The 23,098-nt window shown below is 56.0% G+C and carries 17 protein-coding genes and 1 pseudogene; 14 read left to right on the plus strand and 4 right to left on the minus strand.

The features are described from left to right. Positions 1–5 precede the first annotated feature (5 nt). From C7534_RS33325 to C7534_RS20355, 6 genes and pseudogenes are all read left to right on the plus strand, one after another. Positions 6–173 (plus strand): annotated as a pseudogene (locus C7534_RS33325) (hypothetical protein); the annotation flags it as partial. Positions 174–295: 122 nt separating this feature from the next. Continuing rightward, positions 296–1,960 carry an MFS transporter gene (locus tag C7534_RS20335; protein WP_109786827.1) on the plus strand — a complete coding sequence of 555 codons (1,665 nt, stop codon included), beginning with the start codon at positions 296–298 and terminating at the stop codon, positions 1,958–1,960. Continuing rightward, positions 1,957–3,096, plus strand: a complete 1,140-nt coding sequence (locus tag C7534_RS20340) for an HlyD family secretion protein (RefSeq protein WP_109786828.1) — start codon at positions 1,957–1,959, stop codon at positions 3,094–3,096. Before C7534_RS20335 ends, C7534_RS20340 begins: the two co-directional genes overlap by 4 nt. 657 nt (positions 3,097–3,753) lie before the next feature. Then, a complete protein-coding gene (locus C7534_RS20345) occupies positions 3,754–4,209 on the plus strand; it encodes a glycine zipper 2TM domain-containing protein (protein WP_109786829.1) in 456 nt (151 codons plus the stop codon). 318 nt (positions 4,210–4,527) lie between these two features. Continuing rightward, positions 4,528–5,199 carry a Bax inhibitor-1/YccA family protein gene (locus C7534_RS20350; protein WP_109786830.1) on the plus strand — a complete coding sequence of 224 codons (672 nt, stop codon included), beginning with the start codon at positions 4,528–4,530 and terminating at the stop codon, positions 5,197–5,199. 399 nt (positions 5,200–5,598) lie between these two features. Continuing rightward, on the plus strand, positions 5,599–6,240 hold the full coding sequence (locus C7534_RS20355; protein WP_218278083.1) for a MarC family protein: 642 nt from the start codon (positions 5,599–5,601) through the stop codon (positions 6,238–6,240). Positions 6,241–6,560: 320 nt separating this feature from the next. On the opposite strand, the gene C7534_RS20360 is transcribed toward C7534_RS20355, so the two are convergent. Then, a complete protein-coding gene (locus C7534_RS20360; RefSeq protein ID WP_109786831.1) occupies positions 6,561–7,151 on the minus strand; it encodes a DedA family protein in 591 nt (196 codons plus the stop codon). A gap of 921 nt (positions 7,152–8,072) precedes the next feature. Between C7534_RS20360 and C7534_RS20365 the strand changes: the two genes are divergently transcribed. The 7 genes from C7534_RS20365 to C7534_RS20410 all read left to right on the plus strand — a co-directional run bounded on the left by C7534_RS20365 (position 8,073) and on the right by C7534_RS20410 (position 18,199). Beyond that, positions 8,073–10,904, plus strand: a complete 2,832-nt coding sequence (locus C7534_RS20365) for a xanthine dehydrogenase family protein molybdopterin-binding subunit (protein ID WP_109786832.1) — start codon at positions 8,073–8,075, stop codon at positions 10,902–10,904. Further along, complete coding sequence (locus tag C7534_RS20370; protein WP_109786833.1) at positions 10,897–11,436, plus strand: (2Fe-2S)-binding protein; 540 nt, start codon at positions 10,897–10,899, stop codon at positions 11,434–11,436. Before C7534_RS20365 ends, C7534_RS20370 begins: the two co-directional genes overlap by 8 nt. A gap of 2 nt (positions 11,437–11,438) precedes the next feature. Beyond that, entirely contained in the window at positions 11,439–12,683 is a 1,245-nt protein-coding gene (locus tag C7534_RS20375) for a cytochrome c (protein WP_109786834.1), read from the plus strand. 2 nt (positions 12,684–12,685) lie between these two features. After that, positions 12,686–13,657, plus strand: coding sequence for an XdhC family protein (locus tag C7534_RS20380; RefSeq protein WP_109786835.1), 972 nt, complete (start codon positions 12,686–12,688; stop codon positions 13,655–13,657). Between the two features lie 1,748 nt (positions 13,658–15,405). After that, positions 15,406–16,272 (plus strand): prohibitin family protein, encoded by an 867-nt coding sequence (locus tag C7534_RS20395; protein WP_109786836.1) that lies wholly within the window; start codon positions 15,406–15,408, stop codon positions 16,270–16,272. A gap of 178 nt (positions 16,273–16,450) precedes the next feature. Beyond that, positions 16,451–17,053 carry a hypothetical protein gene (locus tag C7534_RS20400; protein ID WP_146206180.1) on the plus strand — a complete coding sequence of 201 codons (603 nt, stop codon included), beginning with the start codon at positions 16,451–16,453 and terminating at the stop codon, positions 17,051–17,053. A gap of 582 nt (positions 17,054–17,635) precedes the next feature. After that, positions 17,636–18,199 (plus strand): hypothetical protein, encoded by a 564-nt coding sequence (locus C7534_RS20410; protein WP_109786839.1) that lies wholly within the window; start codon positions 17,636–17,638, stop codon positions 18,197–18,199. A gap of 299 nt (positions 18,200–18,498) precedes the next feature. Here C7534_RS20410 and C7534_RS32620 read toward each other — a convergent pair whose 3' ends face one another. From C7534_RS32620 to C7534_RS20425, 3 genes are all read right to left on the minus strand, one after another. Beyond that, positions 18,499–19,275, minus strand: a complete 777-nt coding sequence (locus C7534_RS32620; RefSeq protein WP_177412254.1) for a hypothetical protein — start codon at positions 19,273–19,275, stop codon at positions 18,499–18,501. 33 nt (positions 19,276–19,308) lie between these two features. Beyond that, positions 19,309–20,451: a hypothetical protein gene (locus tag C7534_RS32625; protein WP_177412255.1), complete on the minus strand. Its 1,143-nt coding sequence runs from the start codon at positions 20,449–20,451 to the stop codon at positions 19,309–19,311. A gap of 181 nt (positions 20,452–20,632) precedes the next feature. Next, positions 20,633–21,892 (minus strand): DUF1173 family protein, encoded by a 1,260-nt coding sequence (locus C7534_RS20425; RefSeq protein ID WP_109786841.1) that lies wholly within the window; start codon positions 21,890–21,892, stop codon positions 20,633–20,635. 793 nt (positions 21,893–22,685) lie between these two features. On the opposite strand from C7534_RS20425, the gene C7534_RS20435 reads away from it, so the two are divergent. Then, a partial coding sequence (locus tag C7534_RS20435; RefSeq protein WP_109786846.1) for an Hcp family type VI secretion system effector occupies positions 22,686–23,098 on the plus strand: 413 nt, incomplete at its 3' end.

Raw genomic sequence — 23,098 nt, forward strand, 5'->3', positions numbered from 1 at the left:
GGCAGCGTCTCTGGTCGATGGTGGGCGTTCCTTGCCGGGAGCCCTCTTACGGCACGATCAGCGCGATCGGCCTGGCCGCACGCAAGATCGTCTGGTCAATGCCGTTAAGCCCCATCGATGAGATGGGGCAGGCCGATCACAACTTCTCTAGAGCCGTTTTCTGCAAGTCCTGACGGCACACTTTCAATTTCTAAGACCTCAACCTGACAGCCAAGGGCCTACCGTTCGATTTTTTCCGAAGTCTGTAGCACCCCCACAAGTAATACTCGGGTTTCGTCTCTCACTAGGCTTCTAAATGGATCACTATGTCCTACGCGACTGGCAGCCACACGAACGGCCCAGCTTGCCCGGGTCCCCCTCGACGCCACTGCATTCGAATCCCAAGCGCTGGGCCTATGGACTGGTCGGATTGTTGGTCGCACTGACTGGCGGTTTGGGCAACTCGCTGGTGATTGCCAACCTGCCTTATTTGCAGGGTGCGCTAGGTGCAACCACTGCCGAGATCGCCTGGTTGCCAGTGGCGTATGTGATGACCAACGTTTCGATGAACTTGCTGCTGGTGAAATTTCGCCAGCAGTATGGCCTACACGCGTTCGCCGGAGTGTTCCTGGTGCTGTACGCGCTAGTGACCTTCGGCCATTTGTTCGTCAACGATTTGAATTCGGCAATTGCCGTAAGGGCCGCGCACGGCATGGTCGGCGCGGCGCTGAGTTCGCTGGGTTTGTATTACATGATTCAGGCATTTCCGGCGAAATGGCGGATGAAAGCGCTGGTACTGGGGCTTGGCACGTCACAATTGGCATTACCGCTGGCCCGGCTGTTTTCCGAAGATCTGTTGCAAATCGCCGAGTGGCGAGGGCTGTATCTGTTTGAGCTCGGCATGGCGTTGCTGTCGCTGGGTTGTGTTTTTCTACTTAAACTGCCACCGGGAGACCGTTTCAAAACCTTCGAAAAACTGGACTTTCTGACCTTCGTCGTTCTCGCCACCGGTGTGGCGTTGCTCTGTGCCGTACTATCACTCGGTAGGATCGACTGGTGGCTGGAAGCACCGTGGATCGGTGTCGCATTGGTGGCGTCCATTGGGCTGGTCCTCACCGGACTCGCCATCGAACACAACCGAAGCAATCCGATGTTGATGACCCGCTGGCTCGGCAGCGGTGCGATGATTCGCCTTGCCCTGGCGGTGATTTTGATTCGCATGGTGACGTCGGAACAGTCCACGGGGGCCGTGGCGTTCATGCAAACACTGAACATGAGCTATCAGCAGTTGCACAGTCTGTATGTGGTGATGTTGATTGGCAGCATCACCGGCCTTGTCACCAGCGCGCTGACTATCGACCCCAAGCACCTGCTCATGCCGCTGATCATCTCCCTTGCCCTGATGGCCATCGGTTCAGTGATGGACAGCCATTCGAACAACGTGACCCCACCGGAAAACCTTTACTTCAGTCAGTTTTTACTGGCTTTCGGCGGGACATTTTTCCTCGGTCCGACCATGGTCCTGGGTACGCGCAACGTGGTGACCAATCCGCGCAATCTGGTGAGCTTCTCGGTACTGTTCGGGATCTGCCAGAACCTTGGTGGTTTGATTGGTGCAGCGCTACTGGGGACGTTTCAGATCGTGCGTGAGAAGTTTCACTCCAATAATATCGTTGAACACCTGACCTTGCTCGATCCCCGCGTCGCAGCGCGGGTGCAGAGCGGCGGTTCGGCCGTCGGCTCACTGATCGCCGACCCTAGCCTACGTAATCTTCAGGGCATTCGCAGCTTGGCCATGGCCGCTACCCGTGAGGCCAATGTGCTCGCCTATAACGATGTGTTTATGCTGATCGCAGTGATTGCCGTGCTGACCATGATCTGGATCTCCCTTCGCACCCTATGGCTGATGAGCCCCCTCAAAGCCATCGCCCCAACACCTGCCACTCCTTCCGTACAACCCAACGGCGTCTCCTCTTCATGACCGAACCAACCATCACCACGACCAACGCCATTGCTGCGACCCCTGAAGGCGTGGCGCCACAATCCACTCCCGTCACCGAGCCTCGCTCGTTGCGGGTGCGGGTAATTTCCTCCGTGGGCTTCGCGACAATTGCCTTGGTCGGCGTACTGGTGGTGTTGTATGCCTGGCAACTGCCGCCGTTCGGCAGCGCGGTCGAGTCTACGGAGAACGCCTTGGTGCGCGGTCAGGTGACGATCATTGGACCGCAACTCAGTGGTTACGTATACGAAGTACCTGTTCAGGATTTTCAATTTGTGAAGGCCGGCGACCTTCTGGTGCGCCTTGATGACCGGATCTACAACCAGCACCTCGATCAATCTTTGGCGCAACTGGAAGTGCAAAAAGCGGCGCTGGCCAATGTGGTGCAACAACGCAACAGCGCCGAGGCAACTATCAAATTGCGCCAGGCCGTCATTGCTGACAGTCAGGCCCAAGCGCGGAAAAGTGAAGCCGATTTACGACGTAACGAAGCGCTGGTCAACGACGGCTCGGTGTCCAAGCGCGATCTGGACGTCACTCTGGCGGCTAACGCTCAGACCAAAGCGGCAGTAGCCCAAGCCCAGGCCAGTCTGGAAATCGCTCGACAGGATCTGAAAACGGTGATAGTCAATCGCGATTCCCTGGAAGCAGCGGTAGCCAACGCAGAAGCGGTGGTGCAGCTGGCACGGATCGACTTGTCCAACACCCGTGTCATTGCACCGCGAGACGGCCAGCTTGGGCAAATCGGCGTGCGTCTTGGCGCCTATGTCAACTCTGGTGCGCAATTGATGGCGTTAGTGCCAAGCCAGTTGTGGGTGATCGCTAACATGAAGGAAACGCAGATGGACAACGTAAGGATCGACCAGCCGGCAAGCTTCACCGTTGATGCACTGAACCACCGTGAATTTCATGGCCGGGTGCACCAGATTTCCCCGGCGACAGGCTCAGAATTCAACCTGTTGCAAGCGGACAATGCCACTGGCAACTTCGTCAAGATTGCCCAGAGGGTGCCGGTGCGTATCACCGTTGATCCGGATCAGGAAGAGAGCGAGCGGCTGCGGCCAGGGATGTCAGTGGTAGTGAGCATTGATACGACTACGCAAAGGGTTGCACCGTAACCTTCAAGGTACTTGGAACTCGCACCCGCGAGCGACTTTGCAAAAGCCTGGTCAACGACTGGGCTTTTGCCTTTCCTAATCATCTGACCAACCCGCATCAGGCCTCCATGGGGCTCCTGATTGCCGAAACGCTATCCAGTGGTTCATCCATTACGCTCGGCTTGCCATGCTGCCTGGAACATTGCTTTTATTGCTACCTGGTCTTCTTTGGTAAAAGTCGAAGTGCCCTTGCGCGAGTAGGGGTCACCTCAGAAAAGGGATTTCAAAGTACACCAAGCCAAACACAGATGCCCTAGCCTGAGCTGGAAACCGCTTAGCGTGTCATTTCGCCCCCTGCCGGAACCACCCCATTCCACCTGGCGCATTCGGTCGCGCGTCGCACGAGACCGTCTTTTATTCTGACGGGACACGGTCAGGCTCAACTCCCGAAAAACTAGCTCCTTAATGGAACTTCAAGTCATGCGATGGATCTGCGTTCACGTTTTCCAGGCGTTCGTACTCTCTTAATTATGGTGTCGTTCGCCACTGCGGCTTTGGGCGTACACCCCCTTCAGTTATCCACGAGCAACAAGCTCGAAACCATTAACTGACTGTTGCACTTGGTCCTTGAGACCGCCGTTTGGATAAACCACTCACACTGAAAGTAGGAGTTCGAAGATGAAAAACACTGGTTCTTGGCTAACGATCACACTAGCCAGCCTGTTGCTAAGCGCTTGTGCAGCCGTCGGGGCCGGGAGCGGCGGCGCGGGTGAAATGGAAATCCGCTCGGGCAAGATTGAACAGATCACGCTTACGCAAATGCAGACTAATCACGACAGCGGCGTCGGCGCCATTCTTGGCGGGATCGCCGGCGTAGGCCTCGGTAGTTTGATCGGTAGTGGCACAGGGCGGGACGTGGCGATGGTGGCCAGCGCCCTTGCGGGTGCGGCAGGCGGCAACTATGCGGAAAAGACAAAATATGACCAACCTCAGGAAGCTCAGCAAGTCATCGTGCGCACCAAAAGTGGCGTGCTGGTGTCGGTGACTCAAACTATCAATCCTGCGCTGGTCAACGGCATGAACGTTTATATCGAAGGCAGCGGAAACGAAGCCCGGGTTGTGCCGCAGAGCTAAGGAAATCCCGAAAAAGATGGAGTTTTTGGTGCCATGGCATCGAGAACTAACGAAAGTTGAATAAGGGTTCTTTTACTCGACAGCAACTGAGAATTAACAAACTTTGATTCGTGAGACGTGTTTATTACACCGATTTTAAGGGTATTGGGGAACTTTTCTAGTGATAGAGGAAACGGCTTCATAAACGGCGGTTTTATGAAACCGCCCAGGCGGCACACGGTTTTCGGGGAAGGGCTGAGCTTAAGTGCGTTTACTATTCCATTGCTCCCCATACCCCATCTTTGCAACTCAACGTTTCAAACCAATAGGAGTGTCGCCATGCGCGAACAGGATTACACAATTACTAACAGCGTACAGGCTGAGCAGCTAGAGATTAGCCGCGTCCTGCGCAACACTTACGGCTTACTCGCTCTCACCCTCGCATTCAGCGGTGTGATGGCATTCGTTGCCCAGCAGATGCGTGTCGGTTATCCGAACGTGTTCGTGGTGCTGATCGGCTTCTACGGGCTGTTTTTTCTCACCAGCAAGCTACGCGATTCTGCCTGGGGCTTGGTGGCGGCATTTGCCCTGACCGGCTTCATGGGATTCCTGCTCGGCCCGATCCTCAATCGCTACCTGGGTATGCAAGGCGGCGCTGAAGTGGTCAGCTCAGCGTTCGCAATGACGGCGCTGGTGTTCGGCGGGCTGTCTGCGTATGTGCTGATTACTCGCAAAGACATGAGCTTCTTGGGTGGTTTTATCACCGCTGGTTTCTTCGTCCTGCTGGGGGCAACGCTGGTCAACTTCTTCTTCCAGGTCAGCGGTCTGCAACTAGCGATCAGCGCAGGTTTCGTGCTGTTCTCCTCGGTCTGCATTTTGTTCCAGACCAGCGCCATCATTCAGGGCGGCGAGCGCAACTACATCATGGCGACCATCAGCCTGTATGTATCGATCTACAACCTGTTCATCAGCTTGTTGCAGCTGTTCGGCCTCGTAAGTCGCAATAATTAATCGCGAGTCATGAGTAAAAGACCGGCTGCACAGACTGTGTGAAAGGGGGCGGTTTCGGGCGGGGGCGAAATGCGCCCCTCACGTGCTCACGTTGGTTTTTGCTTCCCGTACTCCCCAACCCCATGAAACAGGCCTTTCCCGTGAGCAGCTTTACCCCTTCAAGGGAACCCAACCTCAAAATCATGTTGGCCGTGAAGCGTGCTCAGGGCATCGATATGACCGCCTCACTGTCGCGGCGAACGACGCCGCATGCGAAGCGCCTCATTAAAACAGCCCCGATCCAATCAAGCCTTGCCTCGGGAGTATGGCGTTGCTTCCCCTTACGCTCCATCGAGGGATGGTAATAAGTCCAATCATGTGTGTATGACGCTAATTACAATACGTTTTCACGCTTACAACATGGATCTCATGATGATAATAAACTCAGCCTCCTACCAACATTATTTGCTGGGGTTATTTGCGGTAGCAAACAATATATCTGCCATCCCCTTATATCTCCACATCATCCAAGATGTTAACCCAGAACACCGTAACAAAATCTGTGGCACTGCCACATTAACCGCTTTTCTAACCATGTTTGTCGCTATGTTTGCAGGCCTTGGCATACTCGATTTTTTTGAAATCAGCATCCCTGCCTTCCGTATAGCTGGCGGACTGCTATTGATAAATACCGGGTTTGCGATGCTGAACTCCGAACCAAATCCAATTTCAGCGACTCCGCTATCCTTGTCGAAAATTATTTCGACAGCGGTAATACCGATTGGTATTCCCATGACGACCGGTGCGGGAACCATGACGACTATCGTCCTATTTTCCGAGGCGTCAGAGGGAAAGCCTTATATGAACTTCGCTCTAATGGCGGCCATTTTAACAATGACTGCCATCATCTACCTTGCATTCAAATATGCGCCGAAGATTGTTAAACTTCTAGATACAACCGGCCTTGATGTATTCACCAAAATTTTTGGCTTGATCACCTTAGCACTGGGAATTCAATTTGTCTTGACCGGAATTACGGGCGCCTTTCCAAAAATAATTTAAATCAACTGGTCGTCATCGATATCTGCGATCCGGTCGTAGTGGCCTGCAGCTTCTGCGTTATCATGGGAGCACACCACCCACACTCCCTGTTAGGAAGGGTAATGAATGTCGGTTTCGACCAAGGTAGCCCCCCCTTGAACAGTTGATGGTGTTTGACTAGACCTTTCTTTATGCCCGCCTTAGTACTTCAGACCAGAAAACGGATAACCAGTTGATGGAAGTGGAGGCCAATGTACGACCGCAATTTCTGGTGCGCCAACCAGATGTCCGAACCAATCCTTTTCCTTGAATTTCAGACCTGTTTCAAATGCGGGGGAACGTTATCTGCTACAGCGGCGCGATGCCTTGTGACGTCCACGCAAATACAGCACCAGTGCCGCAAGGGTCACTATTGCTACCACCGCGAGGAATATCAGCAGGCGATAGGGCTTCAGATCGCCAAGGAAATGCTGTAATGCTTCGCCAGTCCAATAGCCGGCGCTGACAAAGAGGGTTGCCCAGATCGCAGCGCTCAGCACATTGATCAGGGTGTAACGCAAGGGAGCTAGACCGCTTGCACCTATCACAATGGGCCCCACCAGGCGCATTCCGTAGAGAAAGCGCACGGCGAATACAGAGTGCGTAGGGTAGCGATGGATCATACCCTCGACCCGTTCGATCGCAGACTGGTGACGTTTAAGCTTGGGTAGCAAGCGCGCCCCGAAATAACGTCCTGTCCAGAATAGCAACTGATCGCCAAGTATGCCGCCCAGGGTGGCCCAGCCGATCACATGCAGCATCTGCAGGGTGCCCTGGTGCGCAGCCATACCGCTGAGGATCAGAACTGTTTCGCCTTCCAGTAGGCAGCCGATGAAGATTGCCCAGTATCCGTAGGAGACAATCAGCGCGTTAAGGTCGAGATGTTCGAGCATGGGCATTTCCAGATCCGGTGGAGGCAATGGCAGCATCCTTAGGGCCTCGGCCACCTGCCAGGCCAGACCAGACCAAGGACTTGATGCGCTTCATTGTGTTGCCTCAGTTTCGCGGACGCGAAAACCGCATCCCTCTACGTCCTCAGCCCAGCAGTTTGACGGCTGGGCTCGTGGTGTTCCTGGGCGGTAGATCCGCCGCCGATTCCTAGAACTTCGTGAGGTGAACTATGAATGCCCTTCGACCAGAAACAGCGGCTTATCGGATGCACCAGGACAGCAGCCAGAAGCCGATTCCGAGGCCAAGCACTAGCAGGGTGAGCCCAGCGTGCTTCTTTAGTTGACTCCGAATTTTACTGATTTCTTGAATGTCGTTATTCATGTGTGAATCCTTTTTCTTTTTTTGGGGGGGCTACTACGGTTCGGTTCCGGCAGGGGGCGAAATGACACCCTAAGTGCACTGACGGTTCTATTCCGCCCGCAAATACATCGATGACTTTCCGCATCGCTGGCCAAGTCTAAATAATGATCTTTCAGAAGACTGGACACTTTGCGCCATCAACCTGGGCGATCAGCGACACATGCAACCTGACACGCCAAAAATCTCAAAATCGATGCTTTCACCCTTCGATTATCGGGGCCCAAGGATGGCGGCCGAACAACCCGAACTGCGAACCTATTCGGGCGTAATGCCTGAGCGAGCGAATGCACTCACCGTTCGAAAAATACTGCGTTTGACACAATGGGGGGCGCGATTGGCATAAGCAGTCGCGTGTCTTGAGGGGCTATCTTTTATCATCGGCCAGTTTTATGCGTTAAAAAATAGCGCCCTTTGCACCGCCGGGAAGGGCCCCCGCATGCCCCGAAATTTCCAAGCACACAACTAAGTATGGGGCGGATTTCTACACCGTCTGAGGGTGATACATGTCCAACCGAGATATATCCCGTCGTTCCTTTCTCCAAGGCGGACTGGTAGCGGGTGTCAGCGTGACGCTGGCCCCTCTGAGCAGCCAGGCAATGGCGGCGCTGATGGAAAGCAGCGTGACCGTCCCCTCGGAGCAATGGCTGTCCAACAATGGACACGCTCGCTTTCGCAACGATGCCCTGTCCAAAGTCTGCGGCAGCAAAGTCTTTGCCCGCGATATCCGCGCCAAGGACATGCCGGGCTGGCCGCAGCAGCAAGGCCACGCCATGCTGCTGAAAACCATCAAGGCCGACCGCATCTACGCGGGCATGGACCTGTCGTGGCTAGGCGCCGAGTTGCAGCCTGACCGTATCGTCACCGCCGCCGACCTGGTGAAAGACAATATTGCCTTCCCGGAAGATCACGCACCGGACCCACTGCTGCCGGAAGGCAAAGTGCCGATGTTCATCGGTCACCCGGTGGCGATCCTGATCTGGAACGATTTCGAGCGTTTCCGTCAGGCCAAGGGCAAACTCAAGTTCAATGACAAAGCGATTCGTTACGGTGCTCAAGTGCCGTTCTACGAAGGCGATCCCTACGGCAGCTTCCGCTATGTGCGTGTGGGAGGTGCGACCTCGGCAGACGAAGACGAATTCGCTAGCCTGAAGGACTCGATTCTGTTCCCGATGATCCGCAACCGTCGCCCGGTGTGGAATTCCCAGCCGAACCTGCACGGTAATCTGACCGAGCGCGGATTGTTCTACGCTGACCGCATGAAACAGCAGATCGATACACCGCCAGACAACTGGCTGGTGTTCGACGAACATTACAAAACCCCATCGATTGAACCTGCCGCGATGGAGCCGGACAACGGCAACGGCTGGTACGACCCGGCGAGCAAGACTCTGCACTTTGTCGTCGCCACCCAGTGCCCAACGGAAGTGGCCACGGAAACCGCGAAGATGATCGCGCCGTCGCGTTTCGGCCTGACCAAGCTCAACATGCACCCCGGCTACACCGTCGGCTACGGCTCCAAGGACCACAACATTTTCGTCTACTACGCCGCCCTGGCCGCGTTGTATGGCGCCGGTGTGCCGATCCGCCTGGCCAACGATCGCTACGAGCAGTTCCAGAGCGGCATCAAGCGCCACAGCTTCGACATCCACTACCAGCTCTCTGTGGACAAGAACGACAACAGCTTCAAGATATTCCGCGCTGAAATAGCACTCGATGGCGGCGGCCGCATCAACTACAGCGCTTCGGTGGCTGCGGTCGGCGCCAGCGCCGCACAGTCGATTTATTACATTCCGCAAAGCGACCTGCAGGCCACCGCCTACCCATCGCGTGGGGTCGAAGCCGGCTCCATGCGCGGCTATGGCACCCTGCAAACCATGGCCTCCACAGAGATGATGGTGGATGAAATCGCCAACCGCCTGGGCGTCGACGCCATCGAGTTGCGCAAGAAAAACGTCCTGCTGTCGGGCATGAAAAACACCCAGGGTGCGGTACCCGCCGGCGGCTTGCGCATGCACGAAATTCTCGACAAGGCCAGTACCAATGAGGTCTGGAAAAACCGCGATGCCCGGAAACGGCAGTTCGACGCCCAGGATTCGGACAACTGGTACGGTGTGGGATTTGCCATCTGCCATAAAGACTTCGGTACCGGCTCCGAGGCGCCCATGGCCAGCGTCGAATTCAACGCCGAGGGGCACATCACCCTGCGCCATGTCGGCATTGAGCTCGGTACCGGCATGTCCACCTCCCAGGCCTTGGTCGTGGCCGACTTCCTCGGCACCGCTGCCAACGAAGTGGAAACTGGCGTAACCGAGTGGGCCGAGCTGCAACTGATCACCAGCGGTAACCCCTACCTCATGAGCCAGGCCGAGCAGGACACCGTACTGCGCAATCCGCGCTGGGTCGGCAAGCTCGCGTCGGCCTCCTCGGCCTCCAACTCGTCCTTCTACTTCAGTCATGCTACCCGTGAAGCAGCGCGCGTGCTGTTCAACCACGGCCTGTGGCCGGTAGCCCTGGAAATCTGGCGGCAAGGCCCGTACGGAGGCCAGGCCAACCCGTATGTGGTGCGCCGTGAAGACGCCCACTGGGTCGATGGCAGACTTACCGCCAACGGCATGGAACCCCTACCTCTGGCCATGCTCGCCAAACGCGCTCATGAGCGCGGCCTGGTGACCGGCGCCACTGTGCACACCTTCAACCGCTGGAGCTGGGCGGAATCGGAGTTCACCATTGAAGGCGTGCGCGAGCGCCTGCCGCTCGATGGTCTTGCCGTGAAGTACGGCGATGGCGCACCAAAGGTGAAGCTGGCACAAATGACCAGCGCGGGCTTTCACCTGCTCGACCGCCAGAACGTGGCCTATCCACCCACGAAATTGAACAATGCAGCAGTGACGAACTACACCGCGCTGGCAACATTGGTCGAAGTGAAAGTGAACAAAGGTTCGGGCGAAGTCAAAGTGCTCGACCACCACACCTGGGCCGAATGTGGTCGGGTGCTGGTGCCTGAATTGGTCAACGGCCAGATCGAAGGCGGCGTGGCCATGGGCATCGGCCATGCGTTGCTTGAAGAAATGCCGCTATATGAAGGAGGCCCAGGCGAAGGTGACTGGAACTTCAACCGCTACCGTTTACCCCTCGCTCGGGATGTCGCGGTCTGGAAGCAGACCTCGGAAATCCTCCCTCCACTGTCGCCGAGTGACCCCTCCAAGGGCATCGCCGAAGTGGTGATGATCCCGGTGGCCGCCGCCATTGGCAACGCGGTGGCGCATGCCATCGGCAAGCGAGTTCGCGATCTGCCCATCACGTCTGCACGCATCAAGGAGGCCCTCAATGGCTAATCGTCCGCTGCAACTTACCCTCAACGGTCAATCCGTCGGTCCAGTGGAGGTCCCCGATGATCTGCCGATGATCGATTTCCTCCACGAGTACCGCAACCTGACCGGCTCGCGCCTGGGTTGCGGGCAGGGCATTTGCCACGCCTGCGTGGTAATCGTCGACAATCCTGACGGCACCAGCGAAGAAGTGCGTACCTGCATTACCGGTGCGCACTTTTTCGAGGGCAAAAAAGTCCGCACCATTGAAGGCCATGCCCATCGTGACGAAAGCGGTAAGGTCACCGAGCTGACGCCTATCCAGCAGAAGTTCGTCGACAAGTTCGCCTTCCAGTGCAGCTATTGCGCCCCCGGTTTCGTCAACGCGGCCACTGTCCTGGTGGAAAAGCTGCAGCGTCAGCCGATCATTAAGAGTCAGCTGGAACAGGTGATCGAAGACAGCCTCGGGCACCATATCTGCCGCTGCACCGGCTATGTGCGCTACTACAGCGCCACACGCGATGTGCTGCTCGATCTCGGCTTGGTCAAGGAGGGTTGAGCATGAAGTCCCTCGTATCCCGCCTGGCCCTGGCGGTCGGCGTTGCCGTTGCCGTGCCGACACTTCTGGCCCAGGCCGCCGACTCGCAGCAAATCGAACGCGGTGCATATCTCGCCCGCGCCGCCGACTGCATGGCCTGCCATACCGCACCGGGTGGCGCGCCGTATGCGGGCGGCCTGCCGATTGTGTCGCCGTTCGGCACCATCTATGGCACCAACATCACTTCGGACAAGGAACACGGCATCGGCTTGTACAGCGATGACGAGTTCTTCGCCGCGCTGACCGAAGGCAAGCGCCGTGATGGTGCCAACCTGTACCCGGCAATGCCTTACACCTCCTACCACCTGATGTCGCGCGCAGACTCCGACGCCATTCATGCGTACCTGCAGACCGTCGAACCGATCAACCGCGCAGTACCGGTTACCAGTCTGAGCTTCCCGTTTAACGTGCGCCTGGGCCTCACCGGCTGGAACCTGCTCTATGCCAAGGACGTGCAGTTGGCACCGGCCGACGGCAAGAGCGACGCCTGGATACGCGGCCAATACATGGTCGATGTGCTCGGCCACTGCGGTGAATGCCACACCCCGCGCAACGTGACCGAGGCAATGCGGCAGGACAAACGACTGACCGGCAGCTTGCTCAACGGCTACCAGGCGCCAAGCCTGCTGGCCAACGACCTGGCGGCGCGCGGCTGGACTCACCAGGACCTGAGCACCTTCCTCAAGCACGGCATGAGCGCCCAGGGCACCATGTTCAACGAGATGTTCCCGGTGTTTCACAACAGCACCGTGGGCCTGAACGACCAGGACCTGGCCGCCATGGCGACCTTCCTCCTCGGCGACCCGCCACCTCAGCCCCGCCCCCTGGTCGAGGTCTCGATGGACAAGCTCAACGCCAGCGCCCAGCGGGGTCGCCAACACTACCTGAACCTGTGTGCTGGCTGCCACGCCGACAATGGCCAAGGTAAGCAGCATGTTGCCGTGGCCATGCAGGGTAATACCACCCTGCGCCTGGAAGACCCTCGCAACCTGGTCCGGGTGATTGAAGATGGCATTGGCGAACAGAAATTCGCAGGCTTCGAACGCATGCAACCGATGCCGGGCTTCGCCGACAAACTCAATGCCGAACAGCTGACTGATCTGCTCAACTACTTGCAACAAGCTTGGGGCGGTCAACCGGGTGCGCTGTCCACCAGCCTGGTACAGCAGTTACAGGCGAAGGTCACGACCGAGCACAAGGCACACTGACCATGCAGCATCTGGATCTGCAAGTAATACGCCGCGCGCTGGCATGGGCCGCCGCCGGCCAGCGTGTGTGGTTCTGCACGGTGTTGTGCACCTACGGCTCGGCGCCACGTGCGCCGGGCTCGCTGCTGGCGGTGAACGCCGCCGGGCAGTGCATCGGCTCCCTCTCCGGCGGTTGCGTGGAGGACGACTTCCTTGCCCGGGTGGCCGAAGGTACCTTCGCCGATGCCGTCGCCGTGGTGCGCTATGGCGAAGGCGATGACCCGCGCAGCCAAGTGCGCTTGCCCTGCGGCGGCATACTGGATGTGCTCGTAGAAAAGCTCGACCCGAACTGCGAGGTGCAGGCGCACCTGCGCGAGCTGGAGTCTGCCTTGCTGGGTCAGCGTCGGTTGATCCGCCAAGTTGACCTGGCCAACGGTACTCGGCAACTGATCGCAGACCGGGAACACGGCCCTCGAGTCGAACGCAATGCCAGCCAAGTCCGTCTGCGCATCGGTGCCGCCCAGCGGCTGGTGCTCGCCGGCTATTCGAGCGTGGCCCAGGTGTGCGCTGAGTTCGCGGTGGGCCTGGGCTTCGAAGTGATTCTCTGTGACCCACGTGAAGAGGCGCTGGACGGCGTGGTGCTGGAAAACGTGGAGATTCGCCGCGAGCTGCCATCACTGTTCATCGCCCGAGGCGGTTGCCACAGCGATACAGCGGTGGTGGCGCTGACCCACGACCCGCGCATCGATGATCTGGCGATGATGGAAGCCGTGCGCACCGATGCCTTCTATATTGGTGTGATGGGCTCGATGCAGACCTCACAGAAACGCTTCGAACGGTTGCGTCGCATCGGTGGTTTGAGCGAACCGGAACTGGCGCGCATCCACGCCCCGATCGGCCTCAATCTGGGCAGCAAGACCCCCGCCGAAATCGCCCTGGCGGTACTGGCCGATATCTTGCGCATCCGCAGCGGAATTATCCGCGAGCACCTTTGAACGCCGCGCAAGTTGCGATCGGTCGAGGCGGATTAAATTCGGGGGCCCGGGAGCAATGGACCCGAAACAAACGTAAGCCCTGATTAAAGTACGACTTAATCATTCAAAACTGTGAATTGGCGAACTTTCATTAGTGAAACTAGTTTTCGACACCTCTTTTCGGGTATTTACGTCCATTCCAGGACATCTCTAAAGCGGTTTCATAAAACGGTCGTTTTATCTGACCACCCTGACAGCATACGAGTTTGCGGGCTGGGACTGGGCTTAAGTGCATTTTCTGTTCCGTTGCGCCCCCACTACTTGGCCGTGCGGATCAACGCTTCGGCATTGGCGTTGCCAGCTCACCGGCGTGCGAATGGCGAACCGATGCCGCAAGTCATGCACCTCTCCGGTTCGGTCGCCGGGGACGCCGTAAACCAATCTCACGTGACAAAGGCCAGAAGACGCAATGAACGTACTGTTGCAACAGTGGACCACCTCGTTCCGCAACGATGAAGTGAGGGTCGCGTCGCATGTCTGCGATTAACGGAGCTGGGACGCGGCGCAAGAAAGCCTTGGGGCTTTTTGTCAAATTCATTTTGGTGGCCGGACTTTTGGCAGTTGTATGCTGGACTGGACTCTGCATCTTTTTGTCCGTTATGGTCGACCAGTGCCACGATCGAGGTGGTTACTACGATTTGCAACTTTACGTTTGTGAGTTTGGAGATGACATCAAGGCCCTAACTCGGTAGGCGATGCGTTTCTTGCTTTGGCTTTGGCAAGCCGTCTGTACCGGTGCAGACCGCAAACCGAACTTCATACCGTGACGTCCCCCAAAGACCTCTCAGTTCATCAAGGAGTGTTGATCGGACGCTTACCCTTAAGGCAGGGCAGGCAGGTTTTTAACGAAGTTAGGTAACCTTCCCGACTTCCAGAAAGGAGTTGGTACTGTTGGCCTGGCTCAATGAAGCCATTGCATGTTGTACAGATGATCCGTTTCTGGGCGGTAAGCATGGTTGGTGTTTTTAAATCGAGCATAACCTTCCTCGGGACAATTCTGGCTGGGGGCGAAATGACACCCTAAGTGCACTGGCTGTTCCATTGAGCCCCCAACCCCATCGATGACGTTCGGCATCGCCTGCCAAGTCTAAAGAATGATTTTTCAGAAGACTGGACACTTTGCGCCATCACGTGGGCGATCAGCGGCGCATGCAACCTGGGGTTTGGGGAGCAATGGAACCAAAAACCAATGTAAGCCCTACCACCGCCGCTCAGGGCCTTCTTCCCAGGCATCCGCCTCAATGGAACAATTGCGCATCAGGGCCTCTTGGCTGATATCGGCCAGTAGTTCATGTACTGCCTTATCCAATGCCACATCGCTGCAATAGGAGGGTAAGCCGGAACCTCCAAAATTTAGTCAGCGATAGACCCTAGCCACAATCGCATCCAGATCGATCATGCCCCCCCCAAAGACCAACGGAACAGTGAATCTACTGAGGCTTAGCGCCTGAGCGAGCTCGGGCGCTCTCTCTTGGAGGAACGTTTGGCACAATCAGTGTGTCGCTTGGCGCAAGCCGTCGCGCGTCTCAGAAAGCGATCTTTTATGCTGACCAGTCATAGCTGCTGGGAAGGCCAACATCATTAGATAAGCTAATAAAGCTTATCAGTGTAGGGACGGGCGTAAGCGTTCGGCGAAGTCTTCTACTTAACCAGCAGATTACTTGCACTGTTCGAAGTGTACACCACCGAATCATTGAGTATTTTCCAATATGTCGATCAGCATAAATTCTTTAAAATATCCAACAATAGCAACAGCCATGTTATTAACCGTGTTCGCCGCTTCCTCCGCGCTCTACACCATTGATGAAAAAGAACGAGGGGTGGTTCTGCGAAATGGCGCGTTGGTCGGCACCGCTGAGCCAGGCTTGGCATTCAAAATTCCGTTAATCGAAGTTGTAAAGCTAATCAGTGTTCAGAATCAAACTACGCGTTATGAATCGTTGACGGCCTATTCCATGGATCAGCAGGCGGCCACACTGAACGTTTCGGTGTCATGGCATGTCGAGCCAAGTCAAGTAGCAGATTTGTACCGGGGGTATGGCGATGTTGAGAACATGGTTTCACGCGTCATCAGCCGCCAAGTTCCTACCCAGGTAGAAAATATATTTGGTCGTTACACCGCTATTCGTGCCGTTCAAGACAGAGGGCAGTTTGTGACCGACGTTGCGGAAGCGCTGAAGTCTTCAATTGATGCACCGGTAATCATCGATAGTGTCCAGATCGAGAACATCGATTTTTCCGATGCCTATGAGCGATCCATTGAGGAGCGCATGAATGCTGAAGTCCAAGTGAAAACTCGCGAGCAAATGCTTGCGACAGAAAAAATTCAAGCTCAAATTCAGACCACCATGGCCCAGGCGGGGGCAGACTCCGTTCTGGCTCAGGCCAAGGCGGAAGCTGAAGCGACGCGTTTGCGCGGTGATGCAGAGGCTGATGCGATTAAGGCGCGAGCGGCGGCATTGTCCAGTAATCAGAACCTGGTGGAATTAACCAAAGCCGAGCGTTGGGATGGAAAACTACCAACGACGATGCTTCCCAACTCTGTGGTGCCCTATCTTGACGTGAAAAGACAGTAAGTGCATTTAGGCGTTGTACGCCCAAACCCACAAGTGATTTCCGACACTGCTGAATCACGCGCGAAAACGGCACCCTTTCAGGGACAAAACGTGTACGTAAACGATGAAGTTTTTCTGGGTCTCGGCTTACACCCCCATATTAAAAATATTACCAACTTAATTAAAGAAGGATATGGCAGTGATTGTTCTAGTGTCACAAAGACTGAAGTGTTTTATTTATCATGCTGTAATATTGATATTAATGGTCGGTCTTGCCTCTGTAGGTTTTAATTATGGCTACCGATTTTTATTCGACAGTACAATTAACTCGTCATTTTTTTATATTGCGACATTAGTTTTAGGGTTTGGAATAGTTATTCTGTTTCGTAAAGATTATATTTTTATATCGGAATTTAAATTCACCCCGCAAGAAATTGTTATTCGAACATTATTTGGTTTCAGTAAGAGGTTTGACCTGCAACAATTTAGCCTTATGCCTCGCTTGCACAAAACCATAAATGCTCCTTTTTTAGAGGAAAAGGCATCATTATCTATCGCTATTCTGAATAGAGAAACGGGGCGGATTGTCAGAGAGTACGGCTGGACTGGATTTTCCGCAGACGACTTCCGCGGAGTATGCCGCTTATATGGATTTAAAGATGACACGGATTTTAAGCTTTTTAGGGCTGATGATTTCGCAAGCGCCCGCCGACACCTTCCGATCATCATAGGTTCGGTCTTGTTGTCCGGGGCTGCCATCGTCGTCCTCCTCTGGCTCAAGCTTCAAACAATTGCTGGCTGAAAGCACGCGCCTCTGTTTCAGATTGAAACTAGGGGCGGCGCCTCAGAATTCGGAATTTAAAGCAGGGGGAGCCCCTTTCCATTGCTCTCAACCGTACTGCGCAAATCCATGGCTTTGCGACCCAGCCGATCCCTGGCCCTCTAGACATCAGAACCTGGAAGATCACATGCTGAGGACTCCCGTTGGTCCCGCCGAGTTCTCCTTATTTTCTAAGCAGGAACTCCGAGGACTCGCGGACAGGATGATCGCGCAAGAATCGGTGACCATAGATTGCTGCGTCGAATTCGTTGTAGCCGAAACCAAAAGTAATGGACACGGCAGGATAAGGGCCCTGATGTCTCGCCGTTTGAAGCACTGCGCATTGAGTCGAACAAACCAAACCAAGCTCTTGGTTTGCATTCTGCAGCGCCTCCAATCTGGGGAATTCTCCGAGCAGTTCAAAGACCAGCTTCGCTTAGCGATTCACCTCGACCTGAAGCAAACCTCTGCCGCCTGCGTTCGCGCGGCGTCGAGCGAGTTCGCTCATGTACGGCGCTATGCGGAGTGGCTACGCACTGCAATACACCCTAGGGATGACATTTGATGCGCAGTGCTTACATCACGATAGCCATGATTTTATTTTTGACGGCTTGCAGCTCGCCGCAGATACTGATCTCCACCCCATCAGTATCTGCGGCTGACAGCACGTTTGCGAAGCCAACGGTTGTACCCGCGCAAGACATCACGTTGCTGCTGCCTGCCGTTGTGTACGGTGTTTCACCTCAAGGTGATCAGCTATCGGAAGCCGATGACGCGTGCGGGGTGCTCAACTTGTTGTATTCAGCCGTCTACGATCGGTTGGAGAGGCGATTTAAACTCATGCCTTCCGCGCGTGATGCCAGCCCGAAGACTGCTCGGCTAAAACTAACCATCGTAGACGTGGTGACCATCAGTATTGGTGGCCCCACCATCGTGATGGCCGATGCCGAGTTCGAACAACCTGGACAACCGACAGCGCACTATCGTGCCCTTCGCGAAGGGAGCTTAAAGTGGTCTGAAATCACCGCTGATTCGACGGAATGCAGCATGATCGACGCGGTAGTCGACGCGTTAGCCTTGGATATTACGACGTGGACGCTCACCCAATCCTTTGCCGAATCGCCATGAGTAGGCTCAGCAAAAGCCTGCTCTCCGCCGTGATGCTGTTTGCCTGTGTGACCATGCGCACCGTGACGTCCTGGGATGGCGAACCCTCGACGATGAGCTATGGCTTTCCTCTTCCCTGGTACACCCCGAGTCTGGCCACGTCGCTGGCTTACACGATAGCCGTTGTCCCGTTGCTGCTCGACTTTTTCATCTATTTCGTCATTTGCTGGGGACTAGCATCGCTCGTGGAGGTGAAGAGAGCTATGGCACCTAACTTTGGTCGTGTATGCGCGGGGCTACGATGGATTGGGGGAATCGCTTCAGTCGGCGTTCGCGAGCGCACAGATGCGCTGCTCTGCCTCACTTAGTACAAGATGCGGATCGAGTTGGCATTCGTGAAGTAGGATCCCAAGGCGTACTGATCCCGCATCACCGGTTGAACTGACCCCGGCCCGAATGTGGTAAAGATCCAGCCTACTGAGTTCATCGTTCATCCTCGCGGCAAGCGCTTCGCTGACGTACGTCCTAGAGAGATGACCAGCAAGCAAGCTAATTGGGCGCGTGTTGCCGATATCCTCAAGGCAGCTTTGAAGCTTCGCCCTGTGGGCGAGATTCTCAATTACTTGCGCAACGCTTTCGATATGCACGGAAAGCAGCCGCCGTGCTTCCAATTCCTTCAGACGAAGCCTCTTAGCTGCCAGGGCTTCCGCATCAAGGTTGGCGCGCAATCCGACTGCCTCGGCGCGCAGAATATCCGCGATCTGGCGGATCGAAGCAGTCGGATTCGCGCCGCGATATGCTGGCCTGTTTAGCCAGTCCCCATTCGCAACGGCTGTTCTGAGCCACTGAAGCCGTGAGAGCAATTCTTCCTGGAAGGTTTGGGTGTCGCCCGGCAGCGTTGCTATTCGACCGCCCAAGTTATCCAACATGACTTGGGAGACGGTGAGGGTGACGATCGCCTGGCCCACGTCGCGTACAATCTGTTGCCAGTCGTTGCGCGCGTCCCGGGCAGCTTCGGACGCCGTGTCTCGGACATACCGATCAAAGCGCTGCAAACGATCCTTCGCGGCAGGACTCAGCTCTTGCTGGCAGAGCACGCAGACTGTGCCCTCGTCGGTGACAGGGAAATCTTATTCCTGATACGCCGAGCTGGTCGAGTACTCGCGTGCGGCGTTGAACAGAAGCGCCCAAGGGCCTTGGCCCGTGCCCGGAAGCAGCTGCGTGACATCTTCCGCCTGCAGCAGGGCGGATGCGGCAAGCTCAGCCACCTCGACCTCCACCAGCCTTCGATGCACCGACTGCGTGGTGTTGATCGCATCATCAGACACGACGTTGGCGACGGCCGCGATGTTATTAGCTAACTCATCAACCTTCGTCGCGGCGTTGTCCAGGTTCGTCGCCTTGGCCGCCGGGTCAGTCTCACTGATTTCCTGAGGCAGGCGAGCGAGTTCTATTTGCTCACCCTGAGTCAGCGTCGCTAGTTGGCGCGCCCGCGTCAGATCCGTGGCCGCGCTAATCGGATGCACCGTCCGGCCGGCCTCTGTATCGGTGGGGATGACGTTAAACGGTGTAATGTCTACAGCTAGACCAGTGATTTCTGCCTGTAGCCCTGGACGTAGCGCCTGATTGAGACCATTGGCCAGTTGCTGGAGGTAGGTTAAGGCGACCGGCTGAAAGGTTGCCGCTTCCCTTGCCTGAAGGTAGTGACGCGCGCACTCACCATCAAAGACGGAGATACCTCTGAGTTCGGGCCGCGGGACGTGACCGCGTTGACCGCTCCAGAGCGTCTGATCGGGGACGTCGTCCAACTCGAAGTTGATGGTGGCGCTCGGTGTAAGCCGCTGGAAGTTCGGGTCATAGGCATTCGCGTATACCGTGCCGGGGCTCCTGGCTCGGCACGCTTGTTTCAGCACGCGCGCATACCCGGACTTGCCAGTGCCATTGCCACCGTACGCGATCGTGAGCCCCTGCGACTGAAACTCCAGTGCCTGGTCGCTCGGAATTTTCCCGACATGAAGAAGCGTATGTAGCGACGTGAGAACGACAGTCCTGCCCTGATTCGCCTCTGTTGGAAAATGGTCTGCGGCGAACCTGATCGGCTGCGGTGTAGGCTCGATTGCGCTGCGGATTCCATGATGTTGTTTGGCAAGTTCTAGAATCTCTCCAAGATCCGCTTCATTCCAGGCTCCTTGAATACACAGGCGCCGCAAGGCGTCTTGACGCCATGGTGGCAGCCTGTCTGCCCATGCCAGCACTTCCTCGTAAATAGCCATGTCCTTGCTCCTTATCCGTTAAGGGTATTAGCACAGGAATTATCGGAGTGCCATTAGACGACCGGTAGCACGCGGCGGCCCGGTTTCCGTTTGCGACCAGCTCAGGACTTTCCATCGAATCTTTTATAGGAATCAAACTCGGCAAGGGGACGGAGCAGATTGAGTTCGCGACCCGGCTATGTCAGTTAAGCTGGTCCCCGTCCAACTCGGGGATAGGTAGCGGTGGAGTTTCGCCATGCTCAAATACATCCCAGTACCACCAACCTTTCGGGTATTTCTGGGAGTTTTCGTAATGGTCGAACTTGGCGACCTTACGCTGCAGGTATTCCGGGGTGTTCATGCCGAACACTTCGACGGGGTAGTCGCACCCCATGTCCAGCAGCCAGAAGTCCGGAAAGACTGAATCGTCGTGGTCGAACTTCATCGGCTTGGTGAAGCTGCGCCCGGAGTCAACTAACTGCTGCTCCAACACTCCTTCGTAGCTTGAGTCCAGAGGAATGAACCGAGCGCTCAGGCGTAAAAGGCTGACACTGAGTACATCAGCGGTGTCGGCGAACGATTTCGGATTTTTGGCCTGCAGTGCCATTTGGACGATGGCGTACACCTTGTCCCCGCGCTGCCAAGCGCCAAGCTCATTGGCATAGCTGCGTCGGAGCGACACGCTTGTTGCCTCGTCCAACAGGAGCCTGGGTATGCCAAAGGGAGCCCCGAGGCGCAACTGAGACAGTTCCTCGTCCCGCGCAGGATCGAAACGAGCCAGTGGCCCGATGGCCACCAAACGTAAGCCGCTCTGGTAGGCATTGTTGACCACGGATTGGTTGCGCTGATGTTCGTGTTCGTCCTTCTTCGCGGGCAGCAGCAGCGCCTCGTCCAGCGTCCGATGGCCGATATGAAACCTCTCTGCCTGGCGCAGGAGTGCATTACCGACTTTCTGATCCCAGCGCTTGCTGGGCTGGTCGCCATGCCAAGTGTTCAGGTCTGCTTCGGTCCATAGCAAGTCTAGCAAGGCCCCCAAACTCATCGTGTTGCGGCGCTCTCCGGGAGCGCGAACTTTGGGTGCAGCGGGATGGTTCGGGTTCTCGCCAGCCGCCTCTCGGGGAGGTGTCAATGACCGTGCCAAACGGATACTCAAGCCGCCGTCCTCGCGATCTTGAACCGCTTCCCTGGTATACCCTTGCAGTCCATTCTGTTGATTGCTGGGTGCGTAGAACCGGCATTTTTTGTGATGGCGATGGCTCGTATCGCGGAAACGGGCTAGGTGCAGGTTTTGCCCCTTACGCCTGATGGACACAGGTCGTTCATGGTGATCGTCCAAGCACAGACAAAGGCCATGTGTGTTCCGGTGAGCTTTCTCAAGTGCCTCTAACCATGCTTTGCCGAATTGCTTAGAGGGCGGGAAAATCTCGCCCGTATTAGCGATCTTGATTGAGTAGTTACGCATGATGCATCCTCGATTCACCGTCCTCTGTAGTGGTCTGGCCGGGCCTCCAGTTCCTAAACGAGCAACTTATAAAGAACAGGGGAGCAGCTTTCTCAACGCACTTGGTTCGGTTGCGTTGATGCACGCTGGCCTTGGCATCGGAGCTTCAGCACCGGACCACTTTGGAATCCGGGAAGTCTAACCAGATACCACGGCCTTGTGGGCGCAACGACCACTCCAGGCGCTAAGGTCGGGCGGGCTCTGCGAGTGGGCCATTTCTAGAGTGGTGAAGGGGCGGTGCCAGGTGTCGTCGGTGGCGCGAATCACGCAGGTCCGGCGCTCGTAGGGTCCGGGTACGTGCCGAGCGAGAATGGAACGATAGTTTGTCAGAATGTATGAGCAGGCTTGAATGGGGAAACCCACCAGACCTGAGTTTCTTAAGCCGGTCGTACCGGTGGCTTTCGATACTTGCCTATACCGCTTGGTCCGGAATTAAGTCGCTATAGATATCGAATAGCCATTATGCGCAAGAAGTTGCGCAGTTGATTCTCCTAAAACCCTCGAAAAGCGCTACAGACCTTACAACCAAAGGCCTCTAGCCCAGTGCGCAAGAAGTTGCGCACCACTGCGCAACTTCTTGCGCACTTTACGCGGCTCCCATCCTCAAAAATCCGTCCTCCCTAGCGAAAATTCTAATCAACTCGCTGATTTATATAGATAAATAAATCCATGGCATGAACCTTGATAACAGTCAGGTACCCACCGGGCGATACCGCCTCCCGGGCACCCTTAACTTTTAGCAAGGAGCACATCCATGGCTACACCAGCGTACATGTCCGTCATGGGCGAAAAACAAGGTCTGATCACCGCCGGCGCATTCACTGCCGACTCGGTTGGCAACACCTACCAGGAAGGCCACGAAGACCAGGTCATGGTTCAGGCTTTCAGCCACGACGTGATCATCCCGCGTGACCCGCAATCCGGCCAGCCAACCGGTCAGCGCGTTCACAAGCCAGTGGTCATCACCAAGGTCTACGACAAAGCCTCGCCACTGCTGCAAGCCGCACTGACTTCCGGCGAGCGCATGAGCGAAATCGTTATCCAGTGGTACCGCACTTCGGCTCAAGGTACCCAAGAGCACTACTACACCACCAAACTGGAAGACGCGATCATCGTCGCCATCAACAACAAAATGCACAACTGCCAGGACCCGTCGAACTCGCACTT

Origin of the sequence: Pseudomonas sp. OV226 (genome assembly GCF_003148705.1) — a bacterium.
Classification (GTDB): Bacteria; Pseudomonadota; Gammaproteobacteria; order Pseudomonadales; family Pseudomonadaceae; genus Aquipseudomonas.

Coding starts and splice junctions, on each gene's coding strand:
- C7534_RS20335 (WP_109786827.1), top strand. CDS start 296: ATGGATCACTATGTCCTACGCGACTGGCAGCCACACGAACGGCCCAGC.
- C7534_RS20410 (WP_109786839.1), top strand. CDS start 17,636: ATGCGCAGTGCTTACATCACGATAGCCATGATTTTATTTTTGACGGCT.
- C7534_RS20345 (WP_109786829.1), top strand. CDS start 3,754: ATGAAAAACACTGGTTCTTGGCTAACGATCACACTAGCCAGCCTGTTG.
- C7534_RS20375 (WP_109786834.1), top strand. CDS start 11,439: ATGAAGTCCCTCGTATCCCGCCTGGCCCTGGCGGTCGGCGTTGCCGTT.
- C7534_RS20360 (WP_109786831.1), bottom strand. CDS start 7,151: ATGCTCGAACATCTCGACCTTAACGCGCTGATTGTCTCCTACGGATAC.
- C7534_RS20380 (WP_109786835.1), top strand. CDS start 12,686: ATGCAGCATCTGGATCTGCAAGTAATACGCCGCGCGCTGGCATGGGCC.
- C7534_RS20370 (WP_109786833.1), top strand. CDS start 10,897: ATGGCTAATCGTCCGCTGCAACTTACCCTCAACGGTCAATCCGTCGGT.
- C7534_RS20425 (WP_109786841.1), bottom strand. CDS start 21,892: ATGCGTAACTACTCAATCAAGATCGCTAATACGGGCGAGATTTTCCCG.
- C7534_RS20395 (WP_109786836.1), top strand. CDS start 15,406: ATGTCGATCAGCATAAATTCTTTAAAATATCCAACAATAGCAACAGCC.
- C7534_RS20350 (WP_109786830.1), top strand. CDS start 4,528: ATGCGCGAACAGGATTACACAATTACTAACAGCGTACAGGCTGAGCAG.
- C7534_RS20355 (WP_218278083.1), top strand. CDS start 5,599: ATGGATCTCATGATGATAATAAACTCAGCCTCCTACCAACATTATTTG.
- C7534_RS20340 (WP_109786828.1), top strand. CDS start 1,957: ATGACCGAACCAACCATCACCACGACCAACGCCATTGCTGCGACCCCT.
- C7534_RS20365 (WP_109786832.1), top strand. CDS start 8,073: ATGTCCAACCGAGATATATCCCGTCGTTCCTTTCTCCAAGGCGGACTG.
- C7534_RS32625 (WP_177412255.1), bottom strand. CDS start 20,451: ATGGCTATTTACGAGGAAGTGCTGGCATGGGCAGACAGGCTGCCACCA.